15 protein-coding genes and 9 pseudogenes are annotated in these 23,994 nt (G+C 44.9%); 16 read left to right on the forward strand and 8 right to left on the reverse strand.

Features of this window, described 5'->3' with window-relative positions:
- Positions 1-28: 28 nt before the first annotated feature.
- A pseudogene (locus ACWWJF_RS09560) lies at positions 29-634 on the reverse strand (IS5 family transposase); the annotation flags it as partial.
- 76 nt (positions 635-710) lie between these two features.
- On the opposite strand from ACWWJF_RS09560, the pseudogene ACWWJF_RS09565 reads away from it, so the two are divergent.
- Positions 711-914, forward strand: a pseudogene (locus tag ACWWJF_RS09565) (transposase); the annotation flags it as partial.
- Positions 915-925: 11 nt separating this feature from the next.
- Here the strand turns inward: ACWWJF_RS09565 and ACWWJF_RS09570 are convergent.
- Positions 926-1,770 (reverse strand): IS5 family transposase gene (locus ACWWJF_RS09570; protein ID WP_455869298.1). Its coding sequence is split into 2 segments (ribosomal slippage): positions 926-1,425 and positions 1,425-1,770, totalling 846 coding nucleotides; the frame shifts between segments, so codons are not numbered across the junction.
- 129 nt (positions 1,771-1,899) lie between these two features.
- On the opposite strand from ACWWJF_RS09570, the pseudogene ACWWJF_RS09575 reads away from it, so the two are divergent.
- The 11 genes and pseudogenes from ACWWJF_RS09575 to ACWWJF_RS09625 all read left to right on the forward strand — a co-directional run.
- A pseudogene (locus ACWWJF_RS09575) lies at positions 1,900-2,739 on the forward strand (IS110 family RNA-guided transposase); the annotation flags it as partial.
- A 357-nt stretch (positions 2,740-3,096) separates the two neighbouring features.
- Positions 3,097-4,527 carry an undecaprenyl-phosphate galactose phosphotransferase WbaP gene (gene wbaP, locus ACWWJF_RS09580; protein WP_455869299.1) on the forward strand — a complete coding sequence of 477 codons (1,431 nt, stop codon included), beginning with the start codon at positions 3,097-3,099 and terminating at the stop codon, positions 4,525-4,527.
- Between the two features lie 97 nt (positions 4,528-4,624).
- Positions 4,625-5,581 (forward strand): FAD-binding oxidoreductase, encoded by a 957-nt coding sequence (locus ACWWJF_RS09585; protein WP_455869300.1) that lies wholly within the window; start codon positions 4,625-4,627, stop codon positions 5,579-5,581.
- 90 nt (positions 5,582-5,671) lie between these two features.
- Positions 5,672-6,445, forward strand: coding sequence for a glucose-1-phosphate cytidylyltransferase (gene rfbF / locus ACWWJF_RS09590; RefSeq protein WP_455869301.1), 774 nt, complete (start codon positions 5,672-5,674; stop codon positions 6,443-6,445).
- Positions 6,446-6,450: 5 nt separating this feature from the next.
- Positions 6,451-7,542, forward strand: a complete 1,092-nt coding sequence (gene rfbG / locus ACWWJF_RS09595) for a CDP-glucose 4,6-dehydratase (RefSeq protein WP_455871017.1) — start codon at positions 6,451-6,453, stop codon at positions 7,540-7,542.
- Positions 7,542-8,855 (forward strand): lipopolysaccharide biosynthesis protein RfbH, encoded by a 1,314-nt coding sequence (gene rfbH / locus ACWWJF_RS09600; RefSeq protein ID WP_455869302.1) that lies wholly within the window; start codon positions 7,542-7,544, stop codon positions 8,853-8,855. The genes rfbG and rfbH overlap by 1 nt, the downstream gene beginning before the upstream one ends.
- A gap of 18 nt (positions 8,856-8,873) precedes the next feature.
- Complete coding sequence (locus ACWWJF_RS09605; RefSeq protein WP_455869303.1) at positions 8,874-9,758, forward strand: NAD-dependent epimerase/dehydratase family protein; 885 nt, start codon at positions 8,874-8,876, stop codon at positions 9,756-9,758.
- A gap of 19 nt (positions 9,759-9,777) precedes the next feature.
- On the forward strand, positions 9,778-11,070 hold the full coding sequence (locus ACWWJF_RS09610) for an MATE family efflux transporter (protein ID WP_455869304.1): 1,293 nt from the start codon (positions 9,778-9,780) through the stop codon (positions 11,068-11,070).
- Between the two features lies 1 nt (position 11,071).
- Positions 11,072-12,082, forward strand: coding sequence for a glycosyltransferase family 2 protein (locus tag ACWWJF_RS09615; protein ID WP_455869305.1), 1,011 nt, complete (start codon positions 11,072-11,074; stop codon positions 12,080-12,082).
- 80 nt (positions 12,083-12,162) lie between these two features.
- Positions 12,163-13,572: a mannose-1-phosphate guanylyltransferase/mannose-6-phosphate isomerase gene (locus ACWWJF_RS09620; protein WP_455869306.1), complete on the forward strand. Its 1,410-nt coding sequence runs from the start codon at positions 12,163-12,165 to the stop codon at positions 13,570-13,572.
- 12 nt (positions 13,573-13,584) lie between these two features.
- Entirely contained in the window at positions 13,585-14,958 is a 1,374-nt protein-coding gene (locus ACWWJF_RS09625; RefSeq protein ID WP_455869307.1) for a phosphomannomutase CpsG, read from the forward strand.
- A 27-nt stretch (positions 14,959-14,985) separates the two neighbouring features.
- Here ACWWJF_RS09625 and ACWWJF_RS09630 read toward each other — a convergent pair.
- Both ACWWJF_RS09630 and ACWWJF_RS09635 read right to left on the reverse strand, forming a co-directional pair.
- Positions 14,986-16,016, reverse strand: a pseudogene (locus ACWWJF_RS09630) (IS630 family transposase).
- Between the two features lie 308 nt (positions 16,017-16,324).
- Positions 16,325-16,462, reverse strand: coding sequence for a hypothetical protein (locus ACWWJF_RS09635; protein ID WP_455871274.1), 138 nt, complete (start codon positions 16,460-16,462; stop codon positions 16,325-16,327).
- A 47-nt stretch (positions 16,463-16,509) separates the two neighbouring features.
- On the opposite strand from ACWWJF_RS09635, the pseudogene ACWWJF_RS09640 reads away from it, so the two are divergent.
- From ACWWJF_RS09640 to ACWWJF_RS09655, 4 genes and pseudogenes are all read left to right on the forward strand, one after another.
- Positions 16,510-17,678: pseudogene (locus ACWWJF_RS09640) on the forward strand (IS3 family transposase).
- A 10-nt stretch (positions 17,679-17,688) separates the two neighbouring features.
- A pseudogene (locus ACWWJF_RS09645) lies at positions 17,689-17,964 on the forward strand (transposase); the annotation flags it as partial.
- 84 nt (positions 17,965-18,048) lie between these two features.
- The gene (locus tag ACWWJF_RS09650) at positions 18,049-19,089 is read left to right on the forward strand and encodes an IS481 family transposase (protein ID WP_455868660.1); all 1,041 of its coding nucleotides are present in this window, start codon (positions 18,049-18,051) and stop codon (positions 19,087-19,089) included.
- 56 nt (positions 19,090-19,145) lie between these two features.
- Positions 19,146-19,595, forward strand: a pseudogene (locus ACWWJF_RS09655) (IS5 family transposase); the annotation flags it as partial.
- 279 nt (positions 19,596-19,874) lie between these two features.
- Here ACWWJF_RS09655 and pssA read toward each other — a convergent pair.
- The 4 genes and pseudogenes from pssA to trxC form a co-directional block, all read right to left on the reverse strand.
- On the reverse strand, positions 19,875-21,230 hold the full coding sequence (pssA, locus tag ACWWJF_RS09660; RefSeq protein WP_455871018.1) for a CDP-diacylglycerol--serine O-phosphatidyltransferase: 1,356 nt from the start codon (positions 21,228-21,230) through the stop codon (positions 19,875-19,877).
- A gap of 152 nt (positions 21,231-21,382) precedes the next feature.
- A pseudogene (locus ACWWJF_RS09665) lies at positions 21,383-22,312 on the reverse strand (GNAT family N-acetyltransferase); the annotation flags it as partial.
- Between the two features lie 8 nt (positions 22,313-22,320).
- Positions 22,321-23,489, reverse strand: a protein-coding gene (locus tag ACWWJF_RS09670; protein ID WP_455869282.1) for an IS3 family transposase whose coding sequence is annotated in 2 segments (ribosomal slippage) — positions 22,321-23,234 and positions 23,234-23,489 — 1,170 coding nt in all. Because the reading frame shifts where the segments join, the coding sequence is not laid out codon by codon here.
- A 72-nt stretch (positions 23,490-23,561) separates the two neighbouring features.
- Positions 23,562-23,858, reverse strand: a pseudogene (gene trxC, locus ACWWJF_RS09675) (thioredoxin TrxC); the annotation flags it as partial.
- Between the last annotated feature and the right edge of the window lie 136 nt (positions 23,859-23,994).

The following is a 23,994-nucleotide window of genomic DNA, read 5'->3' on the forward strand; positions in this document are numbered from 1 at the left end:
TTGTAACGACTGTGCCCCAGGTCGATTGTTACGTGATGCGAATACTGTTCGGCATTCCTAATAGCGTGATCCGGTTAAGCGCTTTGACCATCGCCATGGCTTCACCCACCTGAGCATCGTAGTCACGCAGACTTAGATGACCACCCAGAAGCGTTTTGAACCGGAACATGGCCGTTTCAGCCACTGAGCGTCGGTGATAGCCCACTTTCTTTTTCCAGGTATCGTTGCTGCCGCTCAGGCGCTGATTTGCAACAGCGTGGTTACGCTCGTGGTAGTGGTCCGGCCAATATTGCGCCCCCCTTCGCGGCGGGATAAGCGGCCTTATTTTCTTCCTCAGCAGAGCATCATGGCAGTAACCTGTATCGTAAGCGCCGTCAGCCGATGCCTCTCTGATTTTCCGGTGGGTCTGGTTTATCAGTGCCGGTAGAGCCTGGGCATCAGTCGTACCACTGAGCGACAAATCCGCACAGATAATCTCATGCGTCGCACTGTCTACTGCCAGATGCAGCTTACGCCACACCCTGCGTCTGTCGGCACCATGCTGCCGGACTTTCCATTCGCCTTCGCCAAAGACCTTCAGGCCGGTTCCATCAATGACCAGATGTGAGATTTCACCACGGGTTGGCGTTTTTATGGGCTTTGTTGAATAAATAGAAAGTTTGGGTAATCATCGGATCAGATCACCATAGTTGTTTCAACATCAGGTCTCCATGGCAAAACAAAATTTTAAAATCACTAACTGGCCCTCCTATAACAAGGCCCTCAAGCAGCGCGGTTCTCTAACCGTATGGCTAGATGAATCAGCCATTGCTGCATGGACGGAAAAAACGACTACTGAACGGCGTGGACGACCGCTCCACTACTCAGATATGACCATCACCACAGTCCTGATGATGAAACGCGTGTTTGGCCTAGGCTGTGTCCCTTAATTACATAGCCTCTGGTAAAACAGGCGGATGCAGCCCAGTTTCAACATTGCCAGATAATTCCTCGCCGTTTTGTCGTAACGTGTCGCAATGCGACGGTATTCTTTCAGACGGCCAAAGCACCGCTCAACAACGTTCCGATTGCGGTAGGCGTCACGATCGAGCTTTGAACGACCATCCACCGCCATTTTTTCAGTGGATTTTCGGGGGATGACAGTTTTTATACCTCTGTTTTTCCGCTCGTTACGTAATACATGCCCGGAGTACGCCTTGTCAGCCAGCACCGCATGACCACGGCGTTTCATACTGCCGTTCTGGCGTTGAACACCAATACCGTCCAAAAGACGTAGTGCAAACTGACTTTCATGAGCCTGACCGGGGCTCAACACGATGTTTAACGGAAGACCACTTCCGTCTGTAGCCATATGGATTTTGGTGCCAAAACCACCTCGGGAGCGACCCAGCCCATTATCTCCGGTGATATCGGGATGTTTTTTTGAGCACCGGCAGCACATTTCAGCGCCCTGATATTGCTACCATCCAGCGCAGTCGCTGACCAGTCCACGAGGCCATGGGCATCAAGTGATGAAAGTAACTTATTGAAAATAATGTTAATGACTCCCGATTTTGACCATCGGTTAAAGCGGTTATAAACGGTTTTCCATGGGCCGTATCGCTCAGGTAAATCACGCCATGGGGCACCAGAGCACAGCACCCAGAACATGCCATTGATAATCATGCGATGCTCAGCCCATGGGCGTCCGGCCTGTGGTGTTGCTGGTTCAGCAGGGAGTAAGGGCTGGATGATAGCCCATGCTTCATCGGGAAGGTCGTAGCGAGCCATAGTTCAAAATGATGTAGAAACAAATAGTTAGTATAACTCATGGGATTAAGGGACACAGCCTAATGAGATGGTCACCCCCACCCTGTGAGCGGTACGCTGACAGGGTGTTTCTTTATGGAGAAGGCCATCATGCAAAACGTCACGCTTATTGGTATCGATCTCGGCAAACATTCTTTTCACATTCATTGTCAGGATAAATCAGGCAAGGCATTACTGCGGAAAAAGTTTACCCGCACCAAACTCATCGAGTTTCTGGCTACGTGTACACCTACTACCGTTGTAATGGAAGCCTGCGCCGGTGCCCATTTTATGGCTCGTCGGATCAGTGAGCTGGGGCATGAAGTAAAGTTGATCTCTCCGCAGTTTGTCCGCCCTTTTGTCAAGAGCAACAAGAACGATTTCGTTGATGCCGAAGCAATATGCGAAGCCGGATCACGCCCTTCCATGCGGTTTGTGCAGCCAAGAACTGAGGCTCAGCAAGCTATGCGAGCCTTGCATCGCGTCAGGGAGTCGTTGGTCAGAGACAACGTTAAAACGACTAACCAAATGCATGCTTTTTTACTGGAGTTTGGTATCAGCATGCCGAAAGGTATTGCGGTAATCAAAAGGCTTTCAGCTGTTCTGGCTGATAATGACTTGCCACCTTATCTGGCACAGTTGCTGCTTCGATTACACGATCATTACCAATATTTGGTTGGGCAGATAGCAGAGCTCGAAAGAGAACTTGGGCAGGCACTCTCTCTAGATGAAACTGGCCAGCATTTAATGACCATCCCTGGTGTTGGACCGATAACAGCCAGCGTTTTGTCATCACAGTTAGGCGATGGCAAGCAATATGAAAACAGTCGTAATTTTGCCGCTTCCACCGGTCTTGTACCCCGCCAATACAGTACTGGAGGGAAGAATACTCTGCTGGGTATTAGCAAGCGTGGAGATAAAAACCTTCGCCGATTGCTTGTTCAATGGGCTTTGTTGAATAATAGGGAATCGTGCTGTTTTACTATGCCCATTTTGGTAGAAAATGCTTATCACCTCAGGCATTCCGTTTTCTCATGATGCTTAACTGCATGATTTTACGTTGCTGGAAACAATCGTTTTACTGGGCTGGTAGCATAAAATCTGTTTATTCAACAAAGCCACAACTATGGTGATCTGATCCGATGATTACCCAAACTTTCTATTTATTCAACAAAGCCCTATCTTTACTAAAATCTCTGATGTATTATTTCAGCCTTAGTTTAAGGTAGCCATTCATAAAATAATCTAATCGAGCCTATGTTTTTGATGATGTTTAATTTTTTTCATACTTTCTAGGATGTCAATTATATGCATGCATCGCTGCAAATAAAAAAAATAAACATAATAAAAATTGCTCTTGCTGGGTCGGATCTGATTTTTTTTAACATATCCCTACTTCTGACTGTTTTTTGTATCGAAGCCGCAGGTTATAATATTTTTAGTTTTATTCTAAAAAATGAAATTATTTACCGCTTTATTTCACACCTGATTCTTTCATTAATCTGTGTTGGTTGGTTTTGGATCAGACTACAGCATTATTCATACCGAAAACCATTTTGGTTTGAATTGAAAGAAATATTCAGAACCTTAGCAATTTTTTCTGTGTTAGATTTGGCTTTGGTCGCTTTTTCAAAATGGGATTTCTCTCGTTATGTGTGCGTGCTGACATGGTTTTTTGCTTTCCTGATGGTTCCAATAGCGCGCTCATTAACTAAACGTATTCTAAATAAGTTTAATTTGTGGAAGAAACAAACCATTATTATTGGTAATGGGAAAAATGCTAAAGAAGCTTATGCCGCTTTACAAAGTGAGAAAATTTTAGGTTTCAACATTACTGCTTTTTATTCAACAAATCGCAATCATTCACCAATTAATAATATTCCGGTAATAACTTCTGAAAGTGAGTTGTGGGAACAATGTTGCACAGAAGAGACGCAGTTCATTGTAGCTGTTGATTCTGATGATATTGATTTAAGAGATTATTGGTTAAAGGTGTTAGCCAAGAAAAGATGTCGTTCTGTATCCGTGATTCCAACACTACGGGGTGTTCCTTTGTATGGGACTGAAATGTCTTTCATATTTAGCCATGAAGTCATGATATTACGAGTGAGTAATAATTTAGCTAAAAGAACATCACGTATAATAAAAAGAGTTTTTGATATTGCAGGGTCTTTTTTGATCATTTGCATTACTTCACCATTATTGCTTCTTTTAGCTTATTTGATATCTAAAGATGGTGGTTCGGCCATATACGGCCATGAACGTGTTGGGCGAAATTCAAAAAAATTCAAATGTCTAAAATTTCGATCTATGGTTATGAATTCAAAGGAAATATTAACCAATTTACTGGCTAATGATCCGGAAGCAAAAGCCGAGTGGGACAAAGATTTTAAATTGAAGAATGACCCCCGGATTACGAAAGTAGGTAAATTCATACGTAAAACAAGCTTGGATGAACTGCCTCAACTGTTTAATGTTTTGAAAGGGGAAATGAGCTTGGTTGGTCCTCGTCCCATTGTTGAACAAGAGTTGGATCGTTATGCTGGTGATGTGGATTATTATTTAATGGCTAAGCCAGGAATGACTGGGTTATGGCAAGTGAGTGGTAGAAACGATGTTGACTACGACACACGAGTCTACTTTGATTCATGGTATGTGAAAAATTGGTCATTATGGAACGATATCGCAATTTTATTTAAGACAATCAATGTTGTCCTGAAAAAGGATGGAGCATATTAATTCTGATGTTTGGGCCGTAACGCTTGCGCCGTGCTCGATGTTAATCTTGCAATAAACACAAATCTCTCTTAATGGTATATGGTTCATCGATTTTTTTATGACTAATAAAATTAAACTAATGCCGTCAGGTGTTAATTTTGAGTGTGACTCAGGAAAAACAATCCTAGAATCAGCAATAGCGCAGGGTATAATCCTGGAACATAGCTGCAAAAATGGTGCGTGTAACACATGTAAAGCTAATGTTTTAGATTCCAATGGTAATGTCATTTCGACTGTTTTGACTTGTCAGATGAAGCCTGATAGTGATATGACTATCGAAGCTGAATATTACCCAGAATTAGCAACTATTAAAGCTAAAACGGCTCCTTGCAAGGTTGATTCGATAACATATCCCCAAGATGATATTGCTGTTGTTTTTCTTCGTCTGCCCCCTACAGTCAATTTTACATTTTTGCCAGGCCAGTACCTTGATCTAAAGTACCAAGGAGTCACTCGAAGTTATTCTATTGCATCAACACCTAATAATAATAGAATTGAGCTGCATTTAAAGCGTGTTGAGAATGGGATTATGAGTAATAAAGTATTTGGTCATGTAGTCGCTAATCAATTAATGCAGTTAGAGGGACCAAAGGGGACTTTTTTTTACCGGAATGATAATCAAAGTGGAACCTTGATTTTTCTTGCAACAGGCACCGGATTTGCTCCGATAAAATCTATCATTGTCGATTTGCTCAGCAAAGGTATTCAGCGTGATATTTACATCTATTGGGGAAATAGGAACAGCAAGTTGTTCTATGATCCTTTAGCTGAACAATGGGAATTCCTGCATGACAATATTAAAATGCATTTAATATTGTCACGGCCGGAGGATGGTTGGGCTGGAAGGTATGGATATATTCAGGATCGTGTTGTTGACGATATCAGCGATCTGACGACCGCGAGTGTTTATGCCTGCGGAAGCCTGTCTATGATTGAGTCTGCAAAAACGTTGTTAGTTGACAAAGGGCTTCCTGCAGAAAAATTTTATTCAGATGCTTTTGTTGTGTCTGGTTGAATAATGCATTTATTAACAGAGTTATAGTGATTATTATACCCAATAATATTATTTTTAATTAAAAGAGTAGGGACTATTTAGGAGCATTTCATGAAAGCGGTAATACTTGCAGGTGGGTTAGGTACGAGGCTCAGTGAGGAAACTGTTACAAAGCCAAAACCGATGGTTGAAATTGGGGGGAAGCCCATTTTATGGCATATCATGAAAATGTACTCACATCATGGTATTAATGATTTCATCATATGCTGTGGTTATAAAGGCTATGTAATAAAAGAGTACTTTGCTAATTATTTCATGCATATGTCCGATATCACGTTTAATATGCGTGATAATGAAATGACGGTGCATCAGAAACGTGCCGAGCTTTGGACTGTAACACTTGTAGATACTGGTGAGCACTCAATGACGGGAGGACGCCTGCGTCGTGTCGCTCAGTATATCAAAGATGATGAATGCTTTTGCTTTACGTATGGTGATGGTGTTTGTGCTGTTGATATCAATGATACAATCGCTTTTCATAGACAGCATGGCAAACTCGCTACATTAACCGCAACTTTGCCTCCGGGCCGTTTTGGGGCTCTTGAGCTTGAAGCGGGACAGGTGAAAAGCTTTAAAGAGAAACCCAAAGGTGATGGTGCATTGATAAATGGTGGCTTCTTTGTCTTATCTCCCAAAGTTTTAGAACTGATTGACGGTGACAATAGTACATGGGAACAAGAGCCTCTAATGGCACTGGCCTCCAGCGGTGAATTAATGGCTTACGAGTACACTGGATTTTGGCAACCCATGGATACATTGCGAGATAAAGTTCTGCTGGATGATTTATGGAGTAAAGACAAGGCCCCTTGGAAGAAATGGAGATAAACACAGTGGTTACTCCAGACTTTTGGCAAGGTAAAAAGGTCTTTGTAACAGGGCATACCGGCTTCAAAGGCAGCTGGTTATGTTTATGGCTGCAAAGTATGGGGGCAGAGGTAAAAGGATACGCGCTGCAACCGCCGACAAATCCATCCATTTATCAATCTGCCGATGTCGCTGAAGGGATGTCTAGTGTTATCGGTGATATACGTGATTATCATAATCTGGAGAGGAGCCTCAAAGCGTTTTCCCCAGAGATTGTTTTTCATCTGGCAGCTCAACCTCTGGTGAGGCTTTCGTATGATATTCCTATAGACACTTATTCAACAAATGTCATGGGAACGGTGCACCTGTTGGAAGCCGTGCGTAAAGTCGGTGGCATCAGAGCAGTTATAAATATCACCAGCGATAAGTGCTATGAAAATAAAGAGTGGGTCTGGGGATATCGTGAAAATGAACCTATGGGGGGATATGACCCCTATAGTAATAGTAAGGGGTGCGCTGAATTAGTCGCTTCAGCATTCAGACAATCCTACTTCAACGCGGATAAATACCACGAGCATGGTTGTGCACTGGCTTCGGTCAGGGCTGGCAATGTCATCGGGGGCGGGGATTGGGCGCGTGATCGCCTGATTTCTGACATCCTTAAGGCATTTGAAGATCAACGCCCCGTATTGATACGCAACCCACATGCGATTCGACCATGGCAACACGTGCTTGAGCCTCTATCTGGCTATCTGTGTATTGCGCAGGCGCTTTATCTGAAGGGTACGGAGTATTCTGAAGGTTGGAACTTTGGGCCGCTAGATGAGGATGCACAACCGGTTCAATGGATTGTCGAGAAATTGGTTTGTGCATGGGGGGATGATGCGTCTTGGGTCTTGGATAATGGCGAACACCCTCATGAGGCACATTATTTGAAGCTGGATTGTTCCAAGGCCAAAATGCGTTTGAATTGGTCGCCATTATGGCGGCTGGATGAGACTCTCAACCGCATTGTCGAGTGGCATAAAGCGTGGTTATCTGGTACAGATATGCGGCAGATTACGTTAAATGAAATAAATGATTATATGAAAACCCAAAACGAGAAAGGTCACCATTGATGAGCACCCAAAAACTAAGAGAAGACATCGCTAACCTGGTAGAGCAGTACGCGAATCAAGCTTTTTCCCCTAAAGTGTTTCTGGCGGGCGAAAGTGCCATCCCTCCTTCAGGAAAAGTGATTGGTGCTCCTGAAATAAAAATGATGGTAGATGCATGCTTGGATGGGTGGTTGACCACGGGTCGTTTTAACCGTGAGTTTGAACGTCGTCTCGGTGAATTTATTGGTGTGAAACACGTGCTGACCACGGTATCAGGATCTGCTGCTAACTTGCTGGCCCTAGCGACGTTAACTTCCCCCAAGCTCGGTGAGCGCGCGCTGAAGCCGGGGGATGAAGTTATTACTGTTGCAGCAGGTTTTCCTACTACAGTTAATCCATCAATTCAATATGGTCTAATTCCTGTCTTTGTTGATGTTCATATTCCTACATACAACATTGATCCCGAGAAGATAGAAGCTGCGATTAGTGATAAAACCAGAGCCATCATGATTGCCCATACCTTGGGTAATGTATTCGATTTGTCTGAAGTTAAACGCATTGCTGATAAATACAATCTTTGGTTGATCGAAGACTGCTGTGATGCGCTTGGCGCAAAATACAATGGTCAGAATGTTGGTACCTTTGGTGATATCGCTACTGTTAGTTTCTACCCTGCACATCATATTACGATGGGAGAAGGTGGGGCGGTTTTTACTAACTCATCGGAATTGAAAACAATCACTGAATCTTTTCGAGACTGGGGGCGAGATTGTTACTGTGAACCTGGCTGCGATAATACTTGTGGTAATCGCTTTGATCAGAAATTGGGTTCACTGCCTTTTGGCTATGATCACAAATATACCTATTCACACGTCGGTTACAACCTTAAAATTTCAGATATGCAAGCTGCTTGTGGCTTAGCACAGATGGATCGCTTGCCTGATTTCGTGGCGAAACGTAATGCTAATTTCGAATATCTGAAAGCTAGCCTCACTTCATGTGAGGATTTTATTGAGTTGCCTGAGGCGACAACTAATTCTGAGCCTTCATGGTTTGGTTTTCCAATAACCTTGAAAGAAGAATGTGGCATAAGCCGTGTCGACCTGATCAAATTCCTGGATGATGTTAAAATTGGCACTCGTTTATTATTCGCAGGCAATTTGACACGTCAACCTTACTTTGAAGGCGTTAAGTATCGGGTTGTTGGTGAATTAACCAATACTGACCGTATTATGAACCAGACTTTCTGGATTGGTATTTACCCAGGATTGGATACGGAACAATTGGATTTTGTGATCGGAAAATTTGAAGAATTTTTTGGGTTGGATTTTTAGTAAATAAGAGAGAGTGCGATGTCTATGAGTGGTCACGTGATTGTCACTGGTGCATCTGGTTTCATTGGTAGTTATTTAGTGGATAAACTTATATCTGAGGACTACTCAGTCATCGCAATCTCTAGATCTCCGGAACAGAGAAAAAGTCAGAATAATAAGTTGCAGTGGTGTAATTGGGAGCAGGTTGAAGAATTCATAAATGCTAATAATATTAATGTTAGAGCTATTTTTCATCTTGCGACATGCTATGGGCGAAATATTTCAAATGGTTACTGTGAAATTGAAAAGGCCAATGTAAGTAACCCATTGAAATTATTATATCTTGCTGTCAAATATAAAATTAACAAATTCATATCTACAGATAGCTTTTTTGCGAAGCCTGACTTCAACTATCAATATATGAGGCCTTATATACTTACTAAATCGTCATTTAATAAATGGGGGCAACATTTATCAGATGTTCATGGCTTTTATTTCGTGAATGTGAGGCTAGAGCATGTATATGGCCCAAATGACAATCAAGATAAATTTATCCCTTATCTAATAGATAACTTAAAAAAAGGTAATAAAATTAAATGCACCAGCTGTATCCAAAGAAGAGATTTTGTTTATGTGAATGATGTTATTGATGCATACATGACTATTTTGAACTCTGTATTTCAAAATAAATACACCGAAATTCAAGTTGGAACTGGATATTCTATTCCACTGCGAGAATTTGTAACTTATTTGCTTGATGAAGTTGGGGGGGGCGCTGATTTAATTGAGTTTGATGCGTTACCGCAACGGAAAAATGAAATAATGGACTCCTATGCGAATTTAGACAATGAGTTCATGTTAAAGTGGAAGGCGAAATTTACGTACAAGGAAGGAATTAAATTTTTACTGTCATTGGATAAATGAGAAGAATAACTTAAACCATATGAAAAAGTTTTTATATAAGATTCCTAATCATTTTTATATTGCTGCATCTTCATTAGTTGCCAAATTAGTTATTGCATTAGTTCAGGTTATATCGATACACTATCTTTTGAATATATTGGGCGAAAATAAGTATGCGGCTTTTGTACTTTTGTCTGGCTTTCTTGTTTTCTTTGGTGGCGCTGATTTTGGCATAGGTAGCAGTCTTCAAAATTACATTTCAGAGCGTCGGGCGAAAAATGAAAAATACAATGATTATATCAAGGCGTCTGTAAATATAATTATTCTTGGGTTGGTGCTTTGGTGGGGGGGGCTTTCTATTTCATCAAGTTTTTTATCTGAACTTTATTTATCCTCATTCACTGAATCTGATGTGGGTGATAAAGCAGGACTTTTCTTTTCTGCCAGTATGTTGTTTTGTTCTGTGAGCTGTGGTGCTGTTGTATGCAAAGTATGGTTTGCAGAACAGATTGGCTGGAAAGCTAATATAGTTAGCGCTGTAGCCTATTTGATAGGGGTATTTGGTATTTGGTATTTTCATAAAATGGGAATAAACCCAAGTGTTAAATTATCTTTAGTTGTGATGTTCTCACCATTATCATTCATCACTTTATCTTTTTTATTTAAGAAATACTGGGGAAATATTAAATTATCAGTAGATTTAAATAAATATTTTGAACTAGTGAGAAGAGGTTTTGGATTTTTTGCTTTTAACATTCTTTCGGTTTTAGTGTTGCAAGCTGATTATATTGTTATGTCGCAGAAATTATCGCCCGCTGATATAGTAACTTACTCAGTTTTGATGAAAATTTTCACTTTGGCCTTTTTTATTTACAGTGCGCTTTTGCAAGCGTTATGGCCCGTGTGCGCGGAGATGTCTGTGTGCAAGAGATGGAATGAACTAAACAAGATAATCATTTCAAATATTCTTGGTGGTTCCTTAATAATTGTTTTTTTTACTTTCTTTATTTTTACCTTTAAAAATGAATTAATTTTTCTGGTTTCGGAAAAAATTGATACAAATATAAATTATATCGTATTTTTTTTGTTCGGTTTTTATTTTGTAATTAGGGTTTGGTGTGATACCTTTGCAGTGCTTTTACAAAGTATGAATTATTTGAAACCGCTGCTTTATTTAGTGCCTGCACAAGCGATTATTGGCATTAGCGCGCAATGGGTATTTACTGAAAAATATGGGATTATAGGCATCCTCTTAGGTCTCATACTGGCCTTTCTGTGCACTGTTGTTTGGGGTCTACCATTTTTCTACTACAAAAGAATCAAGGGTAAATAAAGTGAAAATCTCATTTTGCATTCCTACATATAATCGGTGTGAAGTTCTGGAAGAACTCATCGCAAGCATAGCTAACCAAGAGAAACATTCATTTGATGTAGAGGTATGCATTTCTGATAATGCATCAACAGATGGAACTCAAGAGTTAATAGATAAATGGGAAGAAATGTATGGTGTGACCATCATTTATAGCAGAAATGAAGCTAATATTGGCCCTGATAGGAATTATTTGGCAGCTGTTTCATTAGCGTCTGGAGATTACTGTTGGCTGCTAGGAAGTGACGATATATTATCACCCGAAGCACTTCAATGTCTGTCTGGGTTTATTTCGAGTGAGTGTGATTTATATTTATGTGATCGTAGAGAGTTTAATTATGATATGAAAATTATCAATTTTGAGCATAGACGCTGGTTAAACTCAGATAGTAATATTTATTCATTTAGTAATGATGCTGATTATATAAAATATTTTAAAAGCTGTAGGACGTTGGGTGGTGTGTTTAGCTATTTAAGTTCTTTGATTGTTAAAAGAAAGAAGTGGAATTCGATTGCTTTTTCTAATAAGTATGTAGGCTCAGCATACATGCATGTTTATGTTTTGCTATCAATAATGAAAAATGCTGATTTTTTTAAATTACAATATATCTCTCTTCCCTTAGTTTGGTGCCGAGGCGGAAATGACTCTTTCCTTGATAATGGTCTTGCGAAAAGAATAGAGATTGATTTAAAAGGATATGTTAATTTCGCCTATGATTTTTATACAAACCCAGCGATAAGATCCGAGTTTTTGAAAGTGTTATTGAGAGAACGTCCGTGGTTTTATAATTCGTTGCTCGTTGGTCATTATGGAACGGAGATTGTAAAAAAAAGTGTCGCCGAATGCTATCATAAAATGGGTAAAAATAAGATAATTACTTATCTTTTTTATCGAATAGGAACACTTGGTTTCTATGCCTACAAGATTAAATTTATCCAAAATAGAATTGCACCATTAATTAAAACTATTAGGTAGCAAACGAACACATCTATCAACGTTGTGCCGATAGATGGTTGTGTATTTAATACTATAATATTAGGTTAAAAGGAAATGACATGATTTTCCCAGTAATCATGGCCGGCGGCTCAGGTACTCGCTTGTGGCCGCTATCGCGAACTCAATATCCAAAGCAATTTCTCGAGTTATATGGTAATGAGACAATGCTTAAAACAACAGTGAAGCGATTGGAACAATTAAAAATAGAAGAGCCACTGGTTATCTGTAACCAAGAGCATCGTTTTGTTGTAGCAGAGCAACTCAGAGAGTTGGATATTAGCGGGAAAATCGTCCTGGAACCGATCGGTCGTAATACCGCGCCAGCTATCGCAGTGGCTGCAATGTTAGCAATGCGAGAAGCATCTGGAGGTGATCCGATATTACTCGTGTTAGCTGCAGACCATGTCATTCAAAATGAGTCAACGTTTACTGATGTAGTGAAACAGGCGGAGCCAATAGCGTCATTAGGAAAACTAATCACTTTTGGCGTTATTCCGACTGAGGCGCATACTGGCTATGGGTACATCCGCCGCGGCATAAGTACAGATGGAGTAGCATTTACTGTTGACGGCTTTGTAGAAAAACCTGATTTAGAGACTGCGGAAAAATATGTTTCCTCTGGTAATTACTATTGGAACAGTGGCATATTTATGTTTCAGGCCAGTACTTATCTCAAAGCGCTCGAGGAACATAGACCCGACATCTTTAAAGCTTGTGAGCTGGCCTGTGCGGGTTCTTGTGTAGATCTGGATTTTATACGTATAGATGAAGCAGCATTTATTCATTGCCCTGCTGAGTCAATAGATTATGCTGTGATGGAGAAAACCAGTGATGCCTTTGTCATCCCTCTCGATGTGGGGTGGAGTGACGTGGGCTCATGGGAGTCGCTATGGAACATGAGAGAAAAGGACAAATGTGGTAATGTTAGTATAGGTGATATTATCTCATTAAATAGCAATGATAATTATATATATTCAAACTCTGGATTAGTTGCGACAATAGGTATTGATAATGTTGTCATCGTAAATACTGATGATGCACTACTTGTTGCTGCAAAACATAGAACACAAGATGTGAAGGAAGTTGTTGACGTTCTTAAAAAGAATGGCCTCCATCATTATCGAGTTCATCCTGAGTCGTTTCGGCCATGGGGCAAGATTAGTAACATTGATTCTGGTGACAACTATCAGGTGAAGAAAATAATCGTCCATCCAGGACATGGTCTTTCCCTTCAGCGGCATACTCACCGTGCAGAACACTGGATTGTGTTATCAGGTAAAGCAAAAGTGATTATAAATGAAAAAGAGTTTTTCCTGTCTGAAAATCAGTCAACTTTTATTCCTCCTGGGTCAGTTCATACCTTAGATAATTCCGGTGTTGTTGATCTTATTATGATTGAGGTTCGCTCAGGTGATTATTTGGGTGAAGATGATATTGTTCGATTGAATGATCGGTATGGTCGAGTATAAGGAATGTTACCCATGAGCAAGCTTACATGTTTTAAGGCCTATGATATTCGAGGACAACTTGGTGAGGAGTTGAATGACGATATTGCATACCGCATTGGCCGTGCCTTTAGTGAGCATACAAGCGCTAAAACAGTCGTTGTCGGAGGAGATGTTCGCTTAACGAGTGAATCTTTAAAAGCAGCATTGTCCAATGGCCTGCGTGATGGTGGTACTGATGTTATTGATATTGGCATTGTTGGTACTGAGGAGGTCTATTTTGCAACCTTTCATCTGGGGGTAGATGGAGGGATTGAGATTACTGCCAGCCATAATCCTATCGATTATAATGGAATGAAGTTGGTTCGTGAAGAGGCTAAGCCTATTAGTGGGGGTACTGGGCTTCATGAAATTAAAAAACTTGCAGAGGGAAATGCATTTTCTTCTTCTGTAGAAAGTGTTCGCGGTACTTATACTAAAACATCTGTGCTGAATAGTTATATAAAACATTTGTTATCTTACATTGAGCCATCTAATATAAAACCATTAACAATTGTTATTAATAGTGGTAATGGTGCGGCAGGGCATGTTATCGATGCTTTGGAAGTGAAGTTTATTGAACAGAAGATCCCAGTTAAAATTATAAAAATTAATCATGAACAAGACGGGAATTTTCCAAATGGCATACCTAATCCACTTTTGCCAGAATGCAGGATAGATACTTCAACAGCGGTAGTTAAGTACAAGGCAGATTTGGGTATTGCATTTGATGGTGATTTTGACCGATGCTTTTTATTCAATCATCTTGGCGAGTTTATTGAAGGGTACTATATCGTTGGTTTATTAGCTGATGCATTCTTAAAAAAAGAGCATGGGGCGAGAATTGTTCACGATCCACGGTTGGTTTTCAACACGCAAGATATTGTGAAATCAGCCGGGGGTAAGCCTGTTACATCAAAAACTGGTCATGCATTTATTAAAGAAAGAATGCGTGCAGAAGATGCTATATACGGTGGTGAAATGAGCGCACACCATTATTTTAGGTCGTTTGCATATTGTGACTCGGGTATGATTCCATGGTTGTTAATTATTGAGTTATTGTCTGTTGAGAATAAAAACTTAAGAGACCTAGTGTATGAAAGAATGAATGCTTATCCCGCATCAGGTGAAATAAATTTAAAAATAACTGAGCTCGAAAATGCAATAGAACGTGTTAAATGTTTCTATTTATCAGAAGATTGCCGATTGAATGATATTGATGGTTTGAGTATGGAATTTGAAAGTTGGCGATTTAATCTTCGTTCTTCAAATACAGAGCCAGTTGTTCGACTAAATGTTGAGTCAAAAGCGGATCCCGACCTTATGATCCGAAAAACGCAAGAAATATTGTCTCTATTGAAGGATGAGTGATTGTCTAAATAGCTGTTCCTAATACCGCTACACTTTTGCCTGTCCATGTTTTCCACTGGGAAACGGGCTGACGGTTTCCATGAAGCGGCGAACCTTGTTCAGTCACTGCCACATTGAACAGCATTGATGATTGCGGGTAATGGTTTCATGCAACGCCTGCCATAACCGCTCTACATGATTTACCCATGGTGAGTACACCGGCTGATAAATAACTCTGAATTTCGGGTTTTCTTCCAGCCAGCGCTGCGTCTCCCGGCTTTTGTGAATAATGTAGTTATCAACTATCAGCGTGAGCGTTTTTGCCCGTCTGCACGTTGCTCTCAGATGCTCTAAAATACTGATAAAAAACACGAAATTTTACTGTTTCCTCCAACATAGCTGACTTTTCCCGTCCCGCTGTGTAATGCACCCGCCAGATAATATTTCTCGTTCTGGCCCGGCGTCACGATGCGTTTCTGCTTCCCGCGAACCTGCCAGTCCGCGCCAATTTTGGGATTCAGATGAATATCCACTTCGTCTTCGTAAAAGACGGGATGTTCCGCGCTACATTGTTCCAGCGCCATCGCGATGGCCTCCATTTTTTCTTCCTTATGCGGGTCGCGGATACGCAGCGTAGGAGCTGCGCGTCGCCACACCAGACCGGCAGAAGGCAGCCAACGGCGCACCGTGGAAGCATGCAACTGGCAACCGGTTATCTCATTGATTTTTATCGCTAGCAGTTCCGTGCTCCAGCGCGAACGCTGATAGCCAAAATCATGAGGGGAACGCTTTACGAGCTGGATTAACAGTGCGCAGATCTGTTCAAACGGCCAGCGACGGCCACGACCGGGCCGCAGAGATTTGAGGCCTTCAATGCCGTACAGGGTGAGCCAGTTAATCCATCTGCCGATTGACGAACGGGCGCAGCAAAGCATTCTGGCGACATCGCTCACGCGCTCGCCCCGGTGCAACATCAGGATGGCGGTCAGCCTGCGGACGTGATTCTTGTCACGCGTTTTATGGAGAGTTTTCTTCATCAGGCGTCGTTCGTTACGGGGTATCGGTGCTATGCTCGACATCGCTCAGTCCGGTTGATGATTTGGGATCTTTATCGATTGCTCAGATCGCTCAACTCGGACTGAGTTCCCTTCAGGTGATCTACTATTCGGAACAGTTATTTAGGCTGTGTCCCTTAATTGCATAACTTCTTGTAAAAGAGGCGGATGCAGCCCAGTTTAACCCATATCGTTATACACATCTTTTGGCCATTTTTTGAACAGGATGCTCAGAACCCCGTGAATTAAGGCATTCAAGCCATCCCATTGGCTTTTTGAGGTTCAAAATGCCACTCTGAGATAAACCCGTAACTCATTGATTAAACAGTGCGTTAGAAAGATGTGTATAACGATATGAGTTTAACCATCGAAAGATAATTCCTCGCCGTTTTGTCATAACGTGTGGCAATACGGCGGTATTCTTTTAATCGGCCAAAACATCTTTGTAGTGGCACACTGATACTGGCCACCTGAGCGGAGGTGATATGCTCACCTCATCAACACGACAGGTGACCTCATGGGTAAACATTTTACGGCGGAATTTAAGCTCGAAGCCGCAAAGCTGGTTGTCGACCACGGCTACACATACGTTAAGGCCGCAGAGGCGGTTAATGTCAGCCATTCTGCCATTAGTCGCTGGGTCAATAAGCTTCGCCTTGAACGACAGGGAAAAACGCCAACGGGACTTCCTCTTACCCCTGAACAGCTCGAGCTGTGTGAGATGAAGAAAAAAGTCCAATGCCTTGAAATGGAGAACGAAATCCTAAAAAAGGCTACGGCGCTCTTAATGTCGGACTCACTCAACGGTTCACGGTAGTCGACAGGCTGAGGGCGCGATACCCGGTCACGGCGTTGTGCCAAACTTTTGAGGTACATCGCAGCAGCTACAGGCACTGGCAGGCTTCCGCTAATGAACCCGACGGTGAGCGCGTGGTTAAGTGTAGCCGCGTCATGGAAGCCTGGAACGCCAGCGGCGGCTCTGCGGGCGCTCTAAGTATCGCGACCATCGTCACCGGCAGCTCCGGTGTCAAAATGGGGCGCTGGCTGGCTGGCTGGCAAGCTGATGAAGGAGCTGGGTATCGCCAGCTGCCAGCGACCGGCTCACAAATACAAACGCGGCGGCAATGAACACGTTGAAATACCGAACTATCTCAACCGCCAGTTCGCGGTTACCGCGCCGGATCAGGTCTGGTGCCGCGATGTGACCTACATCTGGACGGGCAAATGCTGGGCTTACCTTGCGGTGGTGCTAGATCTGTTCGCCCGCAAACCGGTGGGCTGGGCCATGTCGACGTCGCCGGACTCGGCGCTGACAGTTAAAGCGTTGCAGATGGCCTTGGAACTCCGGGGACAACCAACAGGAGTCATGTTCCACAGCGACCAGGGCAGCCACTATACCAGCCGTCAATACCGGCAAGCCCTGTGGCGCTGCCGGATAAAGCAGAGTATGAGTCGGCGGGGTAACTGCTGGGATAATGCGCCAATGGAGCGGTTCTTCCGCAGCCTGAAGACAGAATGGGTGCCGACAAAGGGTTACAACAGCTTCAGCGAAGCCCAGGACGCGATTATCCGCTACATCACGGGGTAAGCGCTATCCGGCCTCACTGGTATAACGGCGGCTTAACTCCAAACGAATCTGAGCGACTGTTCTACATACAGTCTAATGCGGTGGCCAATATTAGTTGACCACTACAGTTTTGTTGACTCGATTTTTAAACTGATTAAATTGTCGCTGCATTGTCCAGACTATTCGCTGCTCAGCAAGCGAGCAAAGACAGTGAACATCAGCATAAAAACGCCAACCCGTGGTGAAATCTCACATCTGGTCATTGATGGAACCGGCCTGAAGGTCTTTGGCGAAGGCGAATGGAAAGTCCGGCAGCATGGTGCCGACAGACGCAGGGTGTGGCGTAAGCTGCATCTGGCAGTAGACAGTGCGACGCATGAGATTATCTGTATTAGTCGCGACTTGATCTGACACTGGACCTTGAAAGGTTGAGAGTTACCGGTTTTGATATGGGTGTCGAATCCTTATACAAAACACGAGGTAACTCTCATGCTTCATACTAACAATCCCATCATCAAACACAAAGCCGGCCTGCTCAATCTCGCCGAAGAACTCGGTAACGTATCAAAAGCCTGTAAAATCATGGGTGTGTCACGCGACACGTTTTATCGCTATCAGGAACTGGCGGCAGAAGGCGGCATTGACGCTCTGGTTAACCAAAACCGCCGGGTTCCCAACCTGAAAAACCGTGCTGATGAAGCCACTGAACGTGCGGTTGTTGATTACGCCATTGAGTTCCCGGCTCATGGCCAGCACCGGACCAGTAATGAGCTGCGTAAAAAAGGCGTCTTCATTTCTGGCAGCGGTGTGCGCTCCATCTGGCAACGACACGATCTGGAAAACTTTCGTAAGCGCCTGAAGGCACTTGAGGAAAAAGTTGCCAGAGAAGGCATCGTACTTACTGATGCTCAAATCGCTGCACTGGAGAAGAAGGCGCACGACGACGAAGCCTGTGGTGAAATAGAGACTGCTCACCCGGGTTATCTGGGGTCGCAGGACACCTTCTACGTGGGTAATCTGAAAGGTGTTGGCCGTATCTACCAGCAGACGTTCGTGGATACGTACTCGAAAGTGGCGCACTGCAAGCTTTACACGAGTAAAGCACCGATCTCTGCCGCCGACCTGCTCAATGATCGCGTGCTGCCGTTCTACGAAGCTCAGGGGCTGCCAATGCTAAGAATACTGACGGACAGGGGGACGGAATACTGCGGTAAAGTGGAACAACATGACTATCAGCTGTACTTGGCTATCAACGATATAGACCATACGAAAACGAAAGCGATGTCTCCGCAGACAAACGGTATCTGCGAGCGCTTCCATAAAACTATTTTGCAGGATTTTTATCAGGTTGCGTTCCGTAAGACGTTATACGAGGACCTAGAAAGTCTACAAAAGGATCTGGACAACTGGTTGTGGCATTACAATAATGAGCGAACTCATCAGGGTAAAATGTGCTGCGGGCGTACGCCAATGGCCACGTTACTTGATGGTAAACGAGTCTGGGCAGAAAAAAATCTGAACCAGATTTAATCTGACAGACACCTGTATAAATAACCGGTAACTGTCAGATCAGGTCTGAGCTAATACAGATTATCTGTGCGGATTTGTCGCTCAGTGGTACGACTGATGCCCAGGCTCTACCGGCACTGATAAACCAGACCCACCGGAAAATCAGAGAGGCATAGGCTGACGGCGCTTACGATACAGGTTACTGCCATGATGCTCTGCTGAGGAAGAAAATAAGGCCGCTTATCCCGCCGCGAAGGGGGGCGCAATATTGGCCGGACCACTACCACGAGCGTAACCACGCTGTTGCAAATCAGCGCCTGAGCGGCAGCAAGGATACCTGGAAAAAGAAAGTGGGCTATCACCGACGCTCAGTGGCTGAAACGGCCATGTTCCGGTTCAAAACGCTTCTGGGTGGTCATCTAAGTCTGCGTGACTACGATGCTCAGGTGGGTGAAGCCATGGCGATGGTCAAAGCGCTTAACCGGATCACGCTATTAGGAATGCCGAACAGTATTCGCATCACGTAACAATCGACCTGGGGCACAGTCGTTACAAGTTCTGATTTATTCAACAAAGCCTTTTTTATATAGAACAATAATAACGGAAGGGTATTTTATTTACCTAGATGCAGATCACAAAACGAGCGCAGTAGTATTGATTATTTCAATATAAATGGAACGGAGTTTCATTAGGAAAACGGAAAAGGCAGTTTTATGACAATATGCCGCGGAGAAGGGCGTGATGAGCAGAGATGGTGTCTGCACAGATAATCAAAAACCCCGCGAACGGGGTTTTACGGTGTTGAATTACAGAATCCGACTGATCAGCCTGTCGATCCTGATACGGCGCAAGCGGCGTATCAATTTACGTACTTTCACAGGATATTGCGCGATACCTTGCAAATCGGTATAGCTCTGGAGCGGCGTGGTGTATGCGCGAATCTGCTCCAACTCTTGCAACCGCTGTTCCAGCAGCACTTTTTCAGGATCGTGGATCAGGATGGCGTTTTCCAAATCCAAACGCCACGCGCGAGGATTGAGGTTATTGCCTGTCAGTAACTGCCAGGTATCGTCGGACCACAGCCCTTTGAGGTGGAAGCTGTTATCCCCATCCTTCCACAACCGCACGGTTAACTGCTGATTGTCGATATAACGCCGCAAGCGGCTGACGAAACGGCGCAGGTTGATTTCATACAGGTAGGGCAATGCGCCGATGATCTTGAACGGCTGATCTTCGGGAATAAAAAAATCGTTAGCCGTCTTGTCGCCAATGATAATCTCCACCTGCTTGCCTTCTTTGAGCAGGCGTACCACGTTTTTGATCAGCAGTGCGGGCAGGTTGAAATAAGGAGTGCACATTACCAGCCAATGCTCGGTACAAAACATCAGGTGATGGATGGTGTTATTTAGTGGGCTTTGTTTACCCAACCCGACTAACGGCGTGACCGTCAGTTCTCCATTGACGCCCTCACTGCCGGGCGTGTTGTAAGCCAGGGTGCGCAGCGTTTGGCGGAATTGACGAATATCCGCTTTAATTTCCAGATTTTTGGGCCGCGAACGGCTGTCCAGACGTTGCACCGCCGGATCGTTTAGCAGCGTGGTGATGTAGCCTGACATGGTGTTGGCCAGTGCCGCATTATGGATAAGCTGATAGCGATCGTAGCGATACTTATCATGTTGATGTAGATAGACATCGTTCAGGCTGGCACCGCTATACAGCACGCAGTCATCAGCGATGAAGCCCTTCAGGTGCAAGACGCCGAGTGCTTCGCGTGTATTGACGGGAATACCATAAATGGGAAACTTCACGTCAGCGTGTTTTTCTGCCATGTCGCAGTACCAATCCGCATTGGTACTCGCTGATTTGTCACCAATGCGCCCGCGCTGCGCACGGTGCCAATCGACCAACACACGCACGTCGAGATCGGGGTTGCTGCGCTTGGCGTTGTAGAGCGCAGAGAGTATGCCCTGTCCGCCGTCATCCTGCTCCAGATAGAGTGCGACCAGATAGACTCGCGTCTTGGCCTGCTGGATCAGGTTAATCAGCGCGGCGCGAAACTGTTCAGGGGAGTGTAACGTCTGAATGCCGTCCGCTGCTTGAGGGATTTTGGGCAGTTGTGCAAGGAGTTGTTGGTATTTATTGCGTTTAAATGTAGACAACATCACAGTGCGTTTCTTCTCTTATTAGTCGGCGCAAGGCCGTCATTAATGATGTCAGGGGAATGCCGAATAGGGCGATGATACCACTACTTTTCGGGCGTAGTGAGTAAGTTTTACCGTTCATTACCAGATTGACCACCAAAATAAACGCTCTGTCACTCAACATCTTGTGTGTTCAACGGCAGCACCAGCGTGACAATCCCTTCGTCCAACTGCACGTCTACCGTGAAACCGAGTTTCTTCGCCAAGGCGACCATGCCCTGGTTATGCGGCATGGTAATGCCGTTCAATTGTTTTAATCCGTGGCGACGGGTGTAATCAATCAACTTGCTGAGCAGACGCTTACCAAGCCCCATCCCTTTACAGTCTGAACGCACCAGCACCGCGAATTCAGCGGCAATATTATCGGGATCGGAAATGGCGCGGGTTACGCCAATGATTTCATCACCGAACGCCGTCGGGCGCACCGCCACAAAAGCCATTTCCCGATCGTAGTCGATCTGCGTCATGTACGCCAAATCTTCATGGTTGAATTCGTTGATTTCACTGAAATAACGGTAGTAGAGAGCTTCTTTTGTAACGTTGCCGATAAAGCGTTCCAGCAGCGGTTCGTCCTCAGGCAGAATGGGGCGAAACAGGCAATACTCCTGATTATTGAGCTGCACCTGTTCTTCCAGCTCTTGGGGATAAGGGCGGATGGCTAATCGGGATTGGGGATCGCCAGAGAAAGGTGCGAGATGGAGTGTGACATCCAGCAGGGTGAATTCACTGCCTGATGCCAGCAGCGGATGAATATCGAGGCGATGCACTTCCGGGCAGTCCAGGATCAGGTTGGAAACTTGCACCAGCAGCCGGCTGAGCCCGGCGATATCCAATGGATGCAGGGCGCTGCGCCCGCGTATTTTTCCGCTTTTCAGCGCTTGCATTATCAGGTAGCGCGCCTGCGTCATATTGAGCGGCGGCAAGGCCACCGCCGCCTGCGAATCCTTGTTCCATTCCACGCTGCCATCACCCAATAAAATCAGCGGACCGAAGATCGGGTCCTGTTCTACCGCGATACGCAGTTCTTGTGCGCCAGCGCGATTTGTAGTGGTCAACTAATATTGGCCACCGCATTAGACTGTATGTAGAACAGTCGCTCAGATTCGTTTGGAGTTAAGCCGCCGTTATACCAGTGAGGCCGGATAGCGCTGTAATACCCCGTGATGTAGCGGATAATCGCGTCCTGGGCTTCGCTGAAGCTGTTGTAACCCTTTGTCGGCACCCATTCTGTCTTCAGGCTGCGGAAGAACCGCTCCATTGGCGCATTATCCCAGCAGTTACCCCGCCGACTCATACTCTGCTTTATCCGGCAGCGCCACAGGGCTTGCCGGTATTGACGGCTGGTATAGTGGCTGCCCTGGTCGCTGTGGAACATGACTCCTGTTGGTTGTCCCCGGAGTTCCCAGGCCATCTGCAACGCTTTAACTGTCAGCGCCGAGTCCGGCGACGTCGACATGGCCCAGCCCACCGGTTTGCGGGCGAACAGATCTAGCACCACCGCAAGGTAAGCCCAGCATTTGCCCGTCCAGATGTAGGTCACATCGCCGCACCAGACCTGATCCGGCGCGGTAACCGCGAACTGGCGGTTGAGATAGTTCGGTATTTCAACGTGTTCATTGCCGCCGCGTTTGTATTTGTGAGCCGTTCGCTGGCAGCTGGCGATACCCAGCTCCTTCATCAGCTTGCCAGCCAGCCAGCGCCCCATTTTGACACCGGAGCTGCCGGTGACGATGGTCGCGATACTTCGAGCGCCGGCAGAGCCGCCGCTGGCGTTCCAGGCTTCCATGACGCGGCTACACTTAACCACGCGCTCACCGTCGGGTTCATTAGCGGAAGCCTGCCAGTGCCTGTAGCTGCTGCGATGTACCTCAAAAGTTTGGCACAACGCCGTGACCGGGTATCGCGCCCTCAGCCTGTCGACTACCGTGAACCGTTGAGTGAGTCCGACATTAAGAGCGCCGTAGCCTTTTTTAGGATTTCGTTCTCCATTTCAAGGCATTGGACTTTTTTCTTCATCTCACGCAGCTCGAGCTGTTCAGGGGTAAGAGGAAGTCCCGTTGGCGTTTTTCCCTGTCGTTCAAGGCGAAGCTTATTGACCCAGCGACTAATGGCAGAATGGCTGACATTAACCGCCTCTGCGGCCTTAACGTATGTGTAGCCGTGGTCGACAACCAGCTTTGCGGCTTCGAGCTTAAATTCCGCCGTAAAATGTTTACCCATGAGGTCACCTGTCGTGTTGATGAGGTGAGCATATCACCTCCGCTCAGGTGGCCAGTATCAGTGTGCCACTACACTCAATTCCGGCTCAGCTTCGGTATTCACTTTGATAAAGCGAATGTTACCCGCGCGCTCTTGCGCCACCGCCGTAAAGATCGGGGCAAAGGCAACGCAGGGACCACACCAGGGCGCCCAAAAATCGACGACCACAGGCAAATCGTCTTGCAACAGCTTGTCGAATGTGGCACTGGTGGCATTGCTCACCTCACCGGAAAACAGCTCGCTGCCGCAGCGGCCACAGGTTGGGCTGTCGTGAAGGCGTTCTTCAGGCAAACGGTTCGTGGTGTGGCAGGATTCGCATACCGTGTTCATAGGCGACCTCAAATCATAAAACGGCTAAAATAGATGTGCTGTGGTCAACGTTGTGCCATAACCAGAGGGCAGCTTGAAAAACAACAGCATGTTGCAAAAACGTAAACGTATTATGGTGATGGCCGTCTGAAGAAAC

It is taken from the genome of Symbiopectobacterium sp. Eva_TO (assembly GCF_053848865.1).